At 35.7% G+C, this 15,770-nt stretch carries 13 protein-coding genes; 6 read left to right on the top strand and 7 right to left on the bottom strand.

The annotated features are described in order from the left end of the window. Window positions 1-102: 102 nt before the first annotated feature. The 7 genes from rsmG to rpmH form a co-directional block, all read right to left on the bottom strand. The gene (gene rsmG, locus U860_RS0100065) at window positions 103-822 is read right to left on the bottom strand and encodes a 16S rRNA (guanine(527)-N(7))-methyltransferase RsmG (RefSeq protein WP_025146937.1); all 720 of its coding nucleotides are present in this window, start codon (window positions 820-822) and stop codon (window positions 103-105) included. Between the two features lie 21 nt (window positions 823-843). Further along, window positions 844-2,733 carry a tRNA uridine-5-carboxymethylaminomethyl(34) synthesis enzyme MnmG gene (gene mnmG, locus U860_RS0100060; RefSeq protein ID WP_025146936.1) on the bottom strand — a complete coding sequence of 630 codons (1,890 nt, stop codon included), beginning with the start codon at window positions 2,731-2,733 and terminating at the stop codon, window positions 844-846. Between the two features lie 28 nt (window positions 2,734-2,761). Beyond that, entirely contained in the window at window positions 2,762-4,138 is a 1,377-nt protein-coding gene (gene mnmE, locus U860_RS0100055) for a tRNA uridine-5-carboxymethylaminomethyl(34) synthesis GTPase MnmE (protein ID WP_025146935.1), read from the bottom strand. 226 nt (window positions 4,139-4,364) lie between these two features. After that, the gene (gene jag, locus U860_RS0100050) at window positions 4,365-4,982 is read right to left on the bottom strand and encodes an RNA-binding cell elongation regulator Jag/EloR (RefSeq protein ID WP_025146934.1); all 618 of its coding nucleotides are present in this window, start codon (window positions 4,980-4,982) and stop codon (window positions 4,365-4,367) included. After that, on the bottom strand, window positions 4,979-5,746 hold the full coding sequence (gene spoIIIJ, locus U860_RS0100045; protein WP_025146933.1) for a YidC family membrane integrase SpoIIIJ: 768 nt from the start codon (window positions 5,744-5,746) through the stop codon (window positions 4,979-4,981). Before spoIIIJ ends, jag begins: the two co-directional genes overlap by 4 nt. A gap of 52 nt (window positions 5,747-5,798) precedes the next feature. After that, window positions 5,799-6,146: a ribonuclease P protein component gene (gene rnpA, locus U860_RS0100040; RefSeq protein WP_025146932.1), complete on the bottom strand. Its 348-nt coding sequence runs from the start codon at window positions 6,144-6,146 to the stop codon at window positions 5,799-5,801. 76 nt (window positions 6,147-6,222) lie between these two features. Beyond that, window positions 6,223-6,357 (bottom strand): 50S ribosomal protein L34, encoded by a 135-nt coding sequence (gene rpmH / locus U860_RS0100035; protein ID WP_000831901.1) that lies wholly within the window; start codon window positions 6,355-6,357, stop codon window positions 6,223-6,225. A gap of 564 nt (window positions 6,358-6,921) precedes the next feature. Between rpmH and dnaA the strand changes: the two genes are divergently transcribed. From dnaA to gyrA, 6 genes are all read left to right on the top strand, one after another. Further along, on the top strand, window positions 6,922-8,262 hold the full coding sequence (gene dnaA / locus U860_RS0100030) for a chromosomal replication initiator protein DnaA (RefSeq protein ID WP_002174518.1): 1,341 nt from the start codon (window positions 6,922-6,924) through the stop codon (window positions 8,260-8,262). A 182-nt stretch (window positions 8,263-8,444) separates the two neighbouring features. After that, window positions 8,445-9,590 (top strand): DNA polymerase III subunit beta, encoded by a 1,146-nt coding sequence (gene dnaN, locus U860_RS0100025; RefSeq protein WP_002174519.1) that lies wholly within the window; start codon window positions 8,445-8,447, stop codon window positions 9,588-9,590. Window positions 9,591-9,718: 128 nt separating this feature from the next. Next, the gene (yaaA, locus tag U860_RS0100020; protein WP_025146931.1) at window positions 9,719-9,931 is read left to right on the top strand and encodes a S4 domain-containing protein YaaA; all 213 of its coding nucleotides are present in this window, start codon (window positions 9,719-9,721) and stop codon (window positions 9,929-9,931) included. 12 nt (window positions 9,932-9,943) lie between these two features. Further along, window positions 9,944-11,071 carry a DNA replication/repair protein RecF gene (recF, locus tag U860_RS0100015; protein ID WP_025146930.1) on the top strand — a complete coding sequence of 376 codons (1,128 nt, stop codon included), beginning with the start codon at window positions 9,944-9,946 and terminating at the stop codon, window positions 11,069-11,071. A gap of 38 nt (window positions 11,072-11,109) precedes the next feature. After that, complete coding sequence (gene gyrB / locus U860_RS0100010; protein WP_029952786.1) at window positions 11,110-13,032, top strand: DNA topoisomerase (ATP-hydrolyzing) subunit B; 1,923 nt, start codon at window positions 11,110-11,112, stop codon at window positions 13,030-13,032. An 88-nt stretch (window positions 13,033-13,120) separates the two neighbouring features. Next, the gene (gene gyrA / locus U860_RS0100005) at window positions 13,121-15,592 is read left to right on the top strand and encodes a DNA gyrase subunit A (RefSeq protein WP_025146928.1); all 2,472 of its coding nucleotides are present in this window, start codon (window positions 13,121-13,123) and stop codon (window positions 15,590-15,592) included. Window positions 15,593-15,770 lie beyond the last annotated feature (178 nt).

Raw genomic sequence — 15,770 nt, 5'->3', positions numbered from 1 at the left:
TATTCCACCACCTTTTAGGCCTATTGACTGTTTTACATAAAATGTTTCCCATGAAACATTTACGTTTTCATTTATATAATTTAATCTTACGTCTAATAAGATTTATTTTTCAATAGGTAATTTATTGGGTGTTCCCGGTTTGCGTGGATATTTCTTTGGTGTCTTGCGCTTTTTCTCGATTAATAAAATATTACGCTCACTTTCTTCAAACGGCAATTGGAACGTAGACATTTCTTTTAATTCCCCGCCAAGTACCTCTAAAGCATACTTGCCATTTTCAATTTCTTCGTTCGCTGCTGCACCTTTCATGGCAATGAATGTTCCTCCTACTTTTACAAGTGGTAAACATAGCTCACTCAGTACAGAAAGTCGCGCAACTGCACGTGCCATTACAATATCGTATGACTCACGTACACCTTCTTTTTTCCCAAATGTTTCAGCGCGATCATGGCAAAATGCAACATCACTTAATTCTAGCTTTTGTGCTAAGTGATTTAAGAAATTAATACGTTTTTGCAATGAATCTACAATTGTTACTTTTAAGTGTGGGAAACAGATTTTCAAAGGAATGCTTGGGAATCCGGCTCCTGCACCAACATCACAAACAGAGGATGGTTTTGAAAAATCATAATAAAAAGCAGCTGTAATAGAATCAAAAAAGTGTTTTAAGTATACTTCTTCTTTCTCCGTAATAGCTGTTAAATTCATTTTCTCATTCCACTCTACTAACGTTTCAAAGTAGATTTTGAACTGCTCTAACTGTCTAGAAGAGAGGGAAATCCCCTTCTCTTCTAGCATAGATTGAAATTGTTCTATGTTCATCTAGCAATATCTCCTTACTATTTATTGGTTCGATACTCGTGCAATTTTTCCTTGTTCAATGTACACAAGCAAAATGGAAACATCAGCTGGATTTACGCCAGAAATACGTGAAGCTTGCCCCATCGAAAGCGGACGAACATCTTTTAGTTTCTGTCTAGCTTCTGATGCAATTCCAGAAATCGCATCATAATCAATATCCACAGGAATTTTTTTGTTTTCCATTTTCTTCATACGGTCTACTTGCTGTAAAGATTTTTCGATATATCCTTCGTACTTAATCTGAATCTCAACTTGTTCTGTAATCTCATCATTTAATTCTACTTCACTTGGTACTAAAAGATGGATATGCTCATATGTCATCTCTGGACGACGTAATAAATCACTTGCGCGTATCCCATCTTTCAATTCACTTCCACCAATACTACGAATTAATTCTTGAACTTCAGGACGTGGTTTAATAAAAATACTCTCTAAACGTTCCTTTTCCTGTTCAATTTGTAGTTTTTTATTTGTAAATCTCTCATAACGATCTTCTTTAATTAAACCAATTTCCCGACCAATCTCAGTTAGACGAAGATCTGCATTATCGTGGCGTAATAATAAACGATATTCTGCTCGAGATGTTAATAAACGGTATGGTTCATTTGTACCTTTTGTTACAAGATCATCAATTAAGACACCAATATATGCATCTGCACGACCTAAAATAACTTCTTTTTTACCTAAAGAACGACATGCTGCATTAATTCCAGCCATAAGTCCTTGTCCTGCCGCTTCTTCGTAACCAGAAGTTCCATTAATTTGTCCTGCTGTATATAAATTTTTAATGTTTTTCGTTTCAAGTGTTGGCCATAATTGCGTTGGCACAATTGCATCATATTCAATGGCATAACCTGTACGCATCATTTCAACATTTTCCAGACCTGGGATTGTTCTAAGCATGTCTCGCTGTACATCTTCTGGTAAGCTTGTGGATAAACCTTGTACATATACTTCTTGTGTGTTGCGTCCCTCTGGCTCTAAGAAAATTTGATGACGTGGTTTATCATTAAATCTTACTACTTTATCTTCAATAGAAGGGCAGTATCTAGGTCCCGTTCCTTTAATCATACCAGAATACATAGCTGAACGATGTAAATTTTCATCTATTAAACGATGTGTTTCCGTACTCGTATATGTCAACCAACAAGGAATTTGATCCATAATAAATTTTGTCGTTTCAAAAGAGAACGCACGTGGTTTATCATCACCTGGTTGAATTTCTGTTTTACTGTAATCAATTGTATTACTGTTTACACGAGGAGGTGTACCTGTTTTAAATCTAACAAGATCAAAACCAAGCTCCTCTAAGTGTTCAGATAATGTAATGGATGGTTGCTGATTATTTGGACCACTTGAATATTTTAAGTCTCCCATAATAATCTCACCGCGTAAAAATGTTCCCGTTGTAATTACAACTGTTTTTGCTGTATATTCGGCACCAGCTTGCGTAATTACCCCTTTACATACACCATCTTCAACAATTAAACGCTCTACCATCCCTTGGAACAACGTTAAGTTTGATGTCTCTTCAATCGTTTTCTTCAATTCATGCTGGTAAGAGAATTTATCAGCTTGTGCTCGAAGCGCACGTACAGCTGGTCCTTTACCCGTATTCAACATACGCATTTGAATATGCGTTTTATCAATATTTCGTCCCATTTCTCCGCCTAATGCATCAATTTCACGAACAACAATCCCTTTTGCTGGTCCACCAACAGAAGGGTTACATGGCATGAACGCTACCATATCTAAATTAATTGTTAGCATTAAGGTTTTTGAGCCCATTCGTGCTGCCGCAAGACCAGCTTCACATCCTGCATGACCTGCACCGATTACTATGACATCGTATGAACCGGCATTGTATCCCATTGTTTATTCCTCCTAAATAATCTCTGTATTATTTTCCTAAACAAAATTGAGAGAACAATTGGTCAATTAAGCTTTCATGGACGGTATCACCAGTAATTTCACCAAGTATTTCCCACGTTCTTGTTAAATCGATTTGTACCATATCAATTGGAACACCATTTTCTATCGCTTCAATTGCATCACCAATTGTTTTTCCTGCTTGTGTCAATAGTCCAATATGTCTTGCGTTAGAAACATATGTCATATCTGCAGAATCAATTGCTCCTTCAAAGAATAAATCAGCAATAGCCTTTTCAAGCTCATCTATTCCTTGCTCCTCAATTAAGGATGTTGTAATAACACGATTCCCCGCAGCTAACTCTGCAACACGTTCCATATCAATTTCTTGCGGTAAATCTGTCTTATTCACAATAACAATGAAATCTTTTCCTTGTACGGCATGGAATAAATCTTCATCTTCATTTGTTAAAACCTCACTATAGTTGACAACAACTAACACTAAATCAGCTTGGCTCATCATTTCTTTTGAACGCTCTACACCAATTCGTTCAACGACATCTTCCGTCTCACGAATACCGGCTGTATCTATAAGTTTAAGTGGTACACCACGCACATTAACGTACTCTTCAATAACATCGCGAGTTGTTCCTGCAATATCAGTTACAATTGCTTTTTTCTCTTGAACAAGACTATTTAATAGCGATGACTTTCCAACGTTAGGTCTACCGATAATTGCGGTTGCGATACCTTCACGTAAAATTTTCCCTTGCTTCGACGTTTCTAATATCTTTTCAATTTCAGCACGGACATGTGTGGCTTTCTCAATTAAAATATTATGCGTCATCTCTTCTACATCATCGTATTCTGGGTAATCTATATTTACCTCAACATGAGCTAATGTTTCTAATATTTCCTGACGCAGACGACCAATCAATTTAGATAATCGTCCTTCCATTTGGTTAATTGCTACATTCATTGCACGATCTGTTTTTGCACGGATTAAATCCATAACAGCTTCTGCTTGTGATAAATCAATACGTCCATTTAAAAAAGCACGTTTTGTAAATTCACCAGGCTCAGCTAATCGTACTCCTTGTGCTAAAATAAGCTGTAGTACTTTATTTACCGAAACAAGCCCACCATGACAGTTAATTTCCACTATATTTTCACGTGTAAAAGTCCTTGGTGCACGCATAATAGACACCATAACTTCTTCAATAACTTGATTTGTATCTAAATCAACAATATGACCATAATGAATAGTGTGAGAAGGAACCTCTGTTAAATCCTTCCCTTTAAAAATACGATTCACTTTCTCAACCGCATCATCCCCACTTACTCGAACAATGGCAATTGCACCTTCCCCAAGTGCTGTGGAAATCGCGGCAATTGTATCAAATTCCATGTCCTTTCACCTCACTTGCTTATTTATCTATATTTCAACATGATTTTTTTCCTTCACTAAATTATTAGGATACCATAACGAACCTATCTACAAAAGAATAATAACTCATTTTATTATGTCCTCATGTAAAAAACACTAAACTTATTCACAGTGGATAAGTTTAGTGTTTTTAGTTATCCACAATCATTTTCGCCTCAAAAAAACCGGCACTCAATTGAGTAACCGGTCATTTGGAAGATATTACAACATGCCGATGTGGTTCTTTTCCTTCAGAAGTTGTAATGATATTTTGATGATTAGATAATACTTGATGAATAATTTTTCGTTCAAAAGATGGCATTGGTTCTAACACAACTCTTTTTTTCGTACTTACCACTTGTTTTGCTAATCGATAAGAAAGCGATTCTAACGTGTTTTTTCTTTTACTACGATAGTTTTCAGCATCTAGTGTAATACCGATGTATTGATTTGTATTACGATTCGCAACAAGTTTTGTTAAATACTGTAAAGAATTCAACGTATTACCTCTTTTTCCAATTAAAACACCTACATTTTCACCAAAAATTGTAAATTCAACTTCGCGTCCTTTTACAATTTTTCTAATCTCAACTTCCACACCCATATTGTGAATAATATTTTTTAAATATTCTTCACACTCCTGGATTGGATCTTTCTTTAATACAACTTCTACTACAGCTGGACGATTCCCAAATAAACCTAGGAATCCTCTCTTGCCCTCATCGATAATGTTTATATCTACTCGATCTTTTGAAGCATTTAATTGTCTTAAAGCATCTTGTACTGCCAGCTCGACTGTTTGTCCTTTAGCAGTAATTATACTCACTTGCTTGATCCTCCTGCCTTACTAGCCTTAATTTCAGGCCCTTTGATCATATACATTTGAGCGATACCAAAGATGTTACCAACTACCCAGTACAGTGATAGTGCTGCTGGGAAGTTAATTGCAAAGACTAAAATCATGATTGGCATAAGCCAAATCATCATTGCCATTTGCGGATTTTGTCCAGCTGTTCCTGCCATTGCAAGTTTTTGCTGAATAAATGTCGTAATAGCCGCAACAACCGGAAGGATGTAGTACGGATCTGCGTGCCCTAAATCAAACCATAGGAATGTATGCTTACTAATTTCTGATGTTCTCATAATCGCGTGATAAAAAGCGAATAAAATAGGCATCTGAACAAATATTGGTAAACATCCTGCTAATGGATTTACACCATTTTTTTGATATAACTGCATCATTTCTTGTTGTAATTTTTGCTGTGTTGCTTGGTCTTTCGAGCTATATTTCTCTTTTAACCTCACCATTTCTGGTTGTAACGCCTGCATCGCTTTCGTACTCTTCGTTTGCTTAATCATTAATGGTAATAATGCAAAACGAATAATAAGAGTCGTAACAACGATCGCTAAACCGTAATTATCACCAAGCAATTTCGCGAAATACGTGATTAACTGAGAAAGCGGATATACGAAATATTCATTCCAAATCCCAGTGCTCTTCGGTGTAATCGGCTGATTCGTTTCACTACAACCGGTAGCAATTGCCATTAATGCAATAACCATGGTCAGTAAACCTATTTTCTTTTTCAAAGCCTGCTCCTCCTTGTTTCGGTATGTATATAGTGTAATTCATTTCCTTACGCTACTTTTTTATTCTTTTCATACCAGAGCGTTTAAAGACATGAATTAAGCTTTTCTTTAACTCTTCATATGTCATCTCTGCACAAGGCTTCCTTGCTATTATAACAAAATCTTTTCCAGAATCTATCTCATCTTTTAATTCTATAATCGATTGGCGAATCATACGCTTAATTCGATTACGAACTACTGCATTTCCTATTTTCTTACTAACAGAAAGGCCAATGCGAAAGTGTGGCTGTTTTTCTTTATCTAATTGGTATACAACAAACTGACGATTAGCATTCGACTGTCCTTTTTGGAAAACAGCCTGGAATTCATCATTCTTTTTTATACGATTTTTTTTCTTCATATCAATTGACACTCCTGTATTTCATCAGTGGAAATTCATTATTATTAGAAAAAAAGACCACTGAACGATCAGTGGTCTACGCAGATAATACTTTTCTTCCTTTACGACGACGAGCTGCTAGCACTTTACGTCCGTTCGCTGTGCTCATACGGCTGCGGAAACCATGTACTTTGCTGCGCTTACGTTTATTTGGTTGGTAAGTTCTTTTCATTATATGACACCTCCCTGAGGAATATCTGTTAAAGACAGTCTAATAAATTATAGTAAATCAACTAGGAAAATGTCAATGGTTCTCGAAATTTTCATCAAATATTCATTTTGAATCTATTCACACACTTTTTCACAACCCCTACATTTCCTTGTGGATAAATGCATTTCCGCTTTTTTTATATCCACAAACCCTTTTTTCACTTTTACACAGTATATCGTATTGTGGACAAGTTTATTCCACAAGGTATTGATTTTGTGGATAACTTTCTTAATTTCATTGCTATAGCCACTTTTTTTTGATATTATAGTTGTGTTTTCACTTTGAATAAGTTTTCCACATCATTATTTTATCCACAATTTGTGTATAACATGTGGATAGTTTAAATCACATGTGGGTAAATAGTTGTCCACATTTGTTTTTTTGTCGAAAACTCTATCTCGGATACAAACAACGTTTTTATATTTTAAAATACGTTTCGTATAAATATGCATTTAAAATATTTGTGGGTTGTACAATTGTTGCGCAACCTCATTCTTTTACCATCTTTGTAAAGGAGGGACACCTTTGGAAAATATCTCTGATTTATGGAATAGCGCCTTAAAAGAATTAGAAAAAAAGGTGAGTAAGCCAAGTTATGAAACGTGGTTAAAATCAACAACTGCTCATAACTTAAAAAAAGATGTATTAACTATTACAGCTCCAAATGAATTTGCTCGTGACTGGCTAGAATCGCATTATTCAGAACTAATTTCAGAAACACTTTATGATTTAACAGGGGCAAAACTAGCTATTCGCTTTATCATTCCCCAAAGTCAAGCAGAAGAGGATATAGATCTCCCTTCTGTTAAACAAAATCCAGCACATGATGAATCTAACCATTTACCACAGAGCATGTTAAATCCAAAATATACATTTGATACGTTTGTTATCGGCTCTGGTAATCGTTTTGCACATGCTGCTTCTTTAGCTGTAGCCGAAGCGCCGGCTAAAGCCTATAATCCGCTCTTTATTTACGGGGGCGTTGGACTTGGAAAAACGCATTTAATGCACGCAATTGGTCATTATGTAATTGAACACAATCCAAATGCAAAAGTTGTATATTTATCATCTGAAAAATTTACAAATGAATTCATTAACTCAATTCGTGATAATAAAGCTGTCGATTTTCGTAATAAATATCGTAATGTAGATGTCTTATTGATAGATGATATTCAATTTCTTGCTGGAAAAGAACAAACACAAGAAGAGTTTTTCCATACATTTAATGCATTACATGAAGAAAGTAAACAAATTGTAATTTCAAGTGATAGACCTCCAAAAGAGATCCCAACTTTAGAAGATCGCCTTCGTTCTCGCTTTGAATGGGGTTTAATCACAGATATTACGCCACCAGATTTAGAAACTAGAATCGCAATTTTACGTAAAAAGGCAAAAGCAGAAGGTCTTGATATACCAAATGAAGTTATGCTTTATATCGCAAATCAAATTGACTCAAACATTCGTGAACTAGAGGGTGCACTTATTCGAGTTGTAGCTTATTCATCTTTAATTAATAAAGATATGAATGCTGATTTAGCGGCCGAAGCACTTAAAGATATTATTCCAAATTCTATACCTAGGATTATTTCTATTTCTGATATTCAAAAGGCTGTTGGGGGTGTCTATCAAGTAAAATTAGAAGATTTTAAAGCGAAAAAACGCACAAAATCCGTTGCATTCCCTCGCCAAATTGCGATGTATTTATCACGTGAACTTACGGACTCATCTTTACCAAAAATAGGTGAAGAATTTGGTGGTCGCGATCATACAACAGTTATCCATGCTCACGAGAAAATTTCGAAGCTACTAAAAACGGATACTCAATTGCAAAAACACGTTGAAGAAATTAATGATATTTTAAAGTAGTAGTAGCTGAATAGTGTGAATAACTTACTTTGTTTTACGCACAGTCTATCCACATGTAGATAGACTGTTTTTACATCTCTAAACAGAGTTATCCACATATCCACAAGCCCTATTACTATTACTACTACTTTTTTATCTTTATTAAATAAATAAAATCTTATACTTACCGGAGGTTTTTCGTTATGCGTTTTACAATACAAAAAGACTATCTTGTAAGAAGTGTACAAGATGTAATGAAGGCTGTTTCTTCCCGTACAACCATTCCAATTCTTACAGGGATTAAAGTTGTAGCAACTGAAGAAGGGGTTACTTTAACAGGTAGCGATGCAGATATTTCCATTGAGTCATTTATCCCAGTTGAAGATGCTGGAAAAGAAATTGTAGAAATTGAACAATCAGGAAGCATTGTTTTACAAGCAAAATATTTTAGTGAGATCGTAAAAAAATTACCTAAAGACATTGTCGAAATTTCTGTGGAAAATCATTTTATGACAAAAATAAAATCTGGAAAATCAGAGTTTAATCTAAATGGTTTAGATTCTGCTGAATATCCGTTATTACCACAAATCGAAGAACATCATGTATTTAAGATTCCAACAGATTTATTAAAGCACATGATTCGTCAAACTGTATTTGCAGTTTCAAGTTCTGAAACAAGACCGATCTTGACAGGTGTAAACTGGAAAGTGTATAACAGCGAATTAACTTGTATTGCAACAGATAGTCACAGGCTAGCACTTCGTAAAGCGAAAATAGCAGGACATGATATTGCTGATGAATTTCAAGCAAATGTCGTTATTCCTGGTAAAAGCTTAAATGAATTAAGTAAAATTCTAGATGAGTCTGAAGAAATGGTAGATATCGTTATTACGGAGTATCAAGTATTATTCCGTACAAAACATTTATTATTCTTCTCGAGATTGTTAGAAGGAAATTATCCAGATACAACACGTTTAATTCCAGCTGAGAGTAAGACTGATATTTTTGTAAATACAAAAGAGTTTTTACAAGCAATTGATCGTGCTTCACTATTAGCAAGAGATGGTCGTAACAACGTTGTTAAATTATCGACGTTAGAACAACAGATGCTAGAGATTTCTTCGAATTCACCAGAAATCGGAAAAGTAGTAGAAGAGGTTCAATGTGAAAATGTAGATGGAGAAGAATTAAAAATATCTTTTAGTGCAAAATATATGATGGACGCATTAAAAGCTTTAGATAGTACAGAAATTAAAGTTAGTTTTACTGGGGCAATGAGACCGTTCTTAATTCGTACAGTAAATGATAATTCCATTATCCAATTAATTTTACCGGTCCGTACTTACTAAGTAAGGATTAAGGGTTGCTAGTTTAAAGGTACTAGTGACCCTTATTTGATTTGTAGGGTATTACTTTCCTAATGCTAGTTTATTTAGTACAATGAAAGAATGAACACTTTCAGAAAGTGAGCGATTTTATGAAACTTATTAAGATTTCAACAGAATACATTACACTAGGACAATTTTTAAAGTTAGCTGATGTAATTGATACAGGTGGCGCTGTAAAATGGTTCTTACAAGAATATGAAGTATACGTGAATCAAGAACTTGAAAATAGAAGAGGCCGAAAGTTATATGCAAATGATATTGTTGAAATTCCGGGAAGCGGAACTTTCCAAGTTCAATCATAAAGGGGGATCCCTTTGTTTATTACAGAAATACAATTAAAAAACTATCGCAATTATGAGCATTTAGAGCTTTCTTTTGAGGATAAAGTTAATGTAATTATTGGGGAAAATGCCCAAGGGAAAACGAATCTAATGGAAGCTATATATGTACTGGCGATGGCGAAATCCCATAGAACTTCGAACGATCGTGAACTCATTCGTTGGGATGAGGATTATGGTAATATAAAAGGTAGATTACAAAAGCGAAATAGTTCTTTATCTTTAGAATTAAATATTTCAAAAAAAGGTAAAAAGGCAAAGTTGAATCAGTTAGAACAACAAAAATTAAGCCAGTACATTGGTGAAATGAATGTTGTTATGTTTGCCCCAGAAGATTTAAATCTTGTAAAAGGAAGCCCTCAAGTACGAAGACGCTTTTTGGATATGGAACTTGGACAAATAGCTCCTGTCTATTTGTATGAATTAAGCCAATATCAAAAGGTACTCACGCAACGAAATCATTTACTTAAGAAGATGCAAGGAAATAGTAAAAATGAGGAAACGATGCTGGATGTATTTACACTTCAACTTATCGAGCATGGTGCAAAAATTTTGCGGAAACGTTTTGAGTTTTTACATTTACTACAAGAATGGGCTGCTCCAATTCACCGTGGAATTAGCAGGGGATTAGAGGAGCTAGAAATCGTGTATAAACCAAGCGTAGATGTATCAGAATCAATGGATTTGTCGAAAATAAAAGAAGTATACTATGAAAGTTTTCAAGCTGTGAAACAACGTGAAATTTTTCGTGGTACAACTTTACTCGGTCCTCATCGTGATGATTTACAATTCTTCGTTAATAGTAAAAATGTTCAAGTCTTTGGCTCACAAGGACAACAACGAACAACCGCACTATCCCTAAAATTGGCTGAAATTGAATTGATATACTCAGAGGTTAAGGAATATCCAATCCTTTTACTAGATGATGTGTTATCAGAATTAGATGATTATCGTCAATCGCATCTGCTAAATACAATTCAAGGAAAAGTGCAAACATTTGTGACAACGACGAGTGTCGACGGAATTGAACACGAAACATTGAAAGAAGCGAAAACAATTCATGTAACGAACGGCACGGTAGATTGTGAAATGGACAGAAAATAATTTCTGTTTAAATGGAAAAGTAGGTGATCTTTGTGTCAATGGAACAAAAGCAAATGCAGGAAAATGCATATGATGAAAGTCAGATTCAGGTGTTAGAAGGACTGGAAGCGGTTCGTAAGCGTCCTGGTATGTATATCGGCTCTACAAGTGGAAAAGGTCTTCATCACCTCGTATGGGAAATAGTTGATAATAGTATTGATGAAGCTTTAGCCGGATATTGTGATGAAATTAATGTCAGTATTGAAGAAGATAATAGTATTGTCGTAACAGATGATGGCCGTGGTATCCCAGTTGGTATTCAAGAGAAAATGGGACGACCTGCTGTAGAGGTTATTATGACGGTCCTTCATGCTGGAGGGAAATTTGGCGGTGGCGGTTATAAAGTCTCCGGTGGTTTGCACGGAGTAGGTGCATCTGTTGTAAATGCTTTATCAACAGAATTAGAGGTATTTGTACATCGAGATGGAAAAATTCACTATCAAAAATATGAACGTGGTATCCCGGTTGCGGATTTAAAGGTAATAGGTGAAACAGACCGCACAGGAACAATAACACGATTTAAGCCAGATCCAGAAATTTTTCAAGAGACGACAGAATATGAATTTGATACATTAGCTACCCGTATGCGTGAGCTAGCGTTTTTAAATCGTAATATTAAATTAACAATTGAAGATAAGCGTGAACATAAGCAAAAGAAAGAATTCCATTATGAAGGCGGAATTAAATCGTATGTTGAACATTTAAATCGTTCAAAACAACCAATTCATGAAGAACCAGTATATGTAGAAGGTTCAAAAGATGGTATTCAAGTTGAGGTTTCCTTACAGTATAACGAAGGATATACAAATAATATTTACTCATTTACGAATAACATTCATACGTATGAAGGTGGTACACACGAAGTAGGATTTAAAACAGCTTTAACTCGTGTGATTAACGATTATGGTCGTAAAAATAGTATTTTAAAAGATGCTGATAGTAATTTAACTGGTGAGGATGTTCGTGAAGGTTTAACTGCGATTGTATCAATCAAACATCCAAATCCACAATTTGAAGGACAAACAAAGACGAAGCTGGGAAATAGTGAAGCGAGAACGATTACAGAGTCTGTATTCTCAGAGGCTTTCGAAAAGTTTTTACTAGAGAATCCGAATGTTGCGCGGAAAATTGTAGAAAAAGGTACGATGGCTGCACGAGCACGTGTAGCTGCGAAAAAAGCTCGTGAATTGACACGCCGAAAGAGTGCGTTAGAAGTTTCAAGTTTACCGGGTAAATTAGCGGATTGCTCTTCGAAAGATCCAGCAATTAGCGAAATTTACATCGTAGAGGGTGACTCTGCCGGTGGATCAGCGAAACAAGGGCGTGACCGTCATTTCCAAGCGATTTTACCACTTAAAGGTAAAATTATTAACGTTGAAAAGGCGCGATTAGATAAAATCTTATCTAATGATGAAGTTCGTACAATCATTACTGCAATTGGTACGAACATTGGCGGGGACTTCGATATCGAAAAGGCTCGTTATCATAAAGTTATTATTATGACAGATGCTGACGTGGATGGTGCGCATATTCGTACCCTATTATTAACGTTCTTCTATCGTTATATGCGTCAAATTATTGAGCATGGTTATATCTATATTGCGCAGCCGCCACTATTTAAAGTACAACAAGGCAAGAAAATTCAATATGCTTACAATGATAAAGAACTTGAAAAAATATTAGCTGAGTTACCAGCGCAACCTAAGCCAGGAATCCAGCGTTATAAAGGTCTAGGGGAAATGAATCCAACTCAGTTATGGGAGACAACAATGGATCCAGAAGTACGTTCGTTACTTCAAGTTTCTCTTCAGGATGCAATTGAAGCGGATGAAACATTTGAAATTTTAATGGGAGATAAAGTAGAGCCGCGTCGTAACTTTATCCAAGAAAATGCAAAATACGTGAAAAACCTTGATATTTAAGTGAGTAATGACAGGAATCTAAGTATTCCTGTCTTCTACATATAAATCAATGTATGTGTAACGGAAATGTAAGAGGAGGTGCTCGTTGATGTCAGACAATCAACAACAAGCACGAATTCGAGAAATTAATATTAGCCATGAAATGCGTACCTCATTTTTAGATTACGCAATGAGTGTTATCGTATCTCGTGCATTACCAGATGTTCGTGATGGATTAAAACCTGTGCATCGTAGGGTTTTATATGCGATGAACGATTTAGGAATTACAGCTGATAAAGCGTATAAGAAATCAGCACGTATTGTCGGTGAAGTAATCGGTAAGTATCACCCTCATGGTGATTCAGCTGTTTATGAGACGATGGTACGTATGGCGCAAGATTTCAGTCAACGTTATATGCTTGTTGATGGGCATGGTAACTTTGGTTCTGTTGATGGAGATTCAGCAGCGGCAATGCGTTATACAGAAGCAAGAATGTCTAAGATTTCCATGGAATTAATACGTGATATTTCAAAAAATACAATTGATTATCAAGATAACTACGATGGTTCTGAAAGGGAGCCAATTGTATTACCGGCGCGTTTCCCTAATTTATTAGTAAATGGGACGACGGGTATTGCAGTTGGTATGGCAACAAATATTCCGCCGCATCAACTTGGTGAAGTGATTGATGGCGTATTGGCACTAAGCCATAATCCTGATATTACTATTGCGGAATTAATGGAGTGTATTCCAGGACCAGACTTCCCAACAGCAGGTTTAATCTTGGGACGAAGTGGGATTCGAAGAGCTTATGAAACGGGACGAGGCTCTATCATACTTCGTGCTAAAGTTGAAATTGAAGAAAAGTCAAATGGCAAACAATCTATTATCGTAACTGAATTACCTTATCAAGTTAATAAGGCACGATTAATTGAAAAAATTGCAGAATTAGTTCGTGATAAGAAAATTGAAGGTATTACGGATTTACGTGATGAATCAGATCGAAATGGTATGCGTATTGTTATGGAAGTACGTCGTGATGCCAATGCCAATGTACTATTAAATAATCTATATAAACATACAGCACTTCAAACAAGTTTCGGCATTAATATGTTGTCTCTTGTTAATGGAGAACCACAAGTACTAAATTTAAAACAAAATTTATATCATTATTTGGAGCACCAGAAGGTAGTAATCCGTAGACGTACTGCTTATGAATTAGAAAAAGCAGAGGCACGTGCTCATATTTTAGAAGGATTACGAATTGCTTTAGATCACCTTGATGAAGTTATTACGTTAATTCGTAGTTCAAAAACGGCAGATATTGCAAAGCAAGGCTTAATGGAGCGTTTCGGTTTAAGCGAAAAACAAGCGCAAGCGATTTTAGATATGCGTCTGCAACGTTTAACAGGATTAGAGCGTGAAAAAATCGAGCAAGAATATCAAGAATTAATGAAGTTAATTGCTGAATTAAAAGCAATCTTAGCAGATGAAGAGAAAGTTCTTGAAATTATTCGTGAAGAGTTAACAGAAGTAAAAGAGCGCTTCAATGATAAGAGACGAACAGAAATTACAATCGGTGGTATGGAAGCTATTGAAGATGAAGATTTAATTCCTGAGCAAAACATTGCGATTACGTTAACTCATAACGGTTATATTAAGAGGTTACCAGCTTCTACGTACAAAACACAGAACCGTGGTGGGCGTGGTGTGCAAGGAATGGGAACAAATGATGATGATTTCGTGGAGCATTTATTGACTACGTCTACACATGATCATATTTTATTCTTCACTAATAAGGGTAAAGTATACCGTACGAAGGGATATGAAATCCCAGAGTATAGTCGTACAGCAAAAGGGCTACCTATTATTAACCTATTAGGTGTAGATAAGGGTGAATGGATTAACGCCATTATTCCAATTCGTGAATTTGGTGACGATCAGTTCTTATTCTTCACAACGAAACAAGGTATCTCTAAGAGAACACCACTTTCATCATTTGCGAATATACGTACGAATGGTTTAATTGCAATCTCTCTTCGTGAAGAGGATGAAGTAATCTCTGTACGCTTAACATCTGGCGATAAGGATATTATCGTCGGTACAAGTAACGGTATGTTAATTCGTTTCAATGAGCAAGATGTGCGTTCTATGGGACGTAATGCAGCGGGCGTTAAAGCCATTACATTAGGTGATGAAGACCAAGTTGTAGGCATGGAAATTGTCGAAGAAGATGTAAATGTTCTAATTGTAACGAAAAACGGTTATGGAAAGCGTACGCCAATTGATGAATATCGTCTGCAAAGTCGTGGCGGTAAAGGTCTTAAGACTTGTAATATTACAGATAAAAACGGTAAATTAGTAGCAGTTAAGTCTGTAACAGGTGAAGAAGACATTATGTTAATTACAGCAGCGGGTGTTATTATTCGTATGCCGGTTGATCAAATCTCTCAAATGGGACGTAATACACAAGGTGTTCGTCTAATTCGATTAGAGGATGAGCAAGAGGTGGCGACAGTTGCAAAAGCACAAAAAGATGACGAAGAAGAAGTTACTGAAGAGGTTTCTTCTGAAGAATAAGAGTGGGGATTTCCCCACTCTTTATTTTTTTATAATAATACTTGCATAGTAATAAGAAAGTCTATATAATAGGCAGAGTCAGCAAATGAGAGATACAAAGTATTGAAAAAAACTTGTTGACGAAAATAATATACTATGATATATTATAAAAGTCGCTGAAACGCGATGTTGAACTTTG

Origin of the sequence: Bacillus sp. H1a (assembly GCF_000633475.1) — a bacterium.
Classification (GTDB): Bacteria; Bacillota; Bacilli; order Bacillales; family Bacillaceae_G; genus Bacillus_A; species Bacillus_A paramycoides.
The sequence above is the reverse complement of the archived record's forward strand: the minus strand, read 5'-3'. Positions and strand labels throughout refer to the sequence as shown.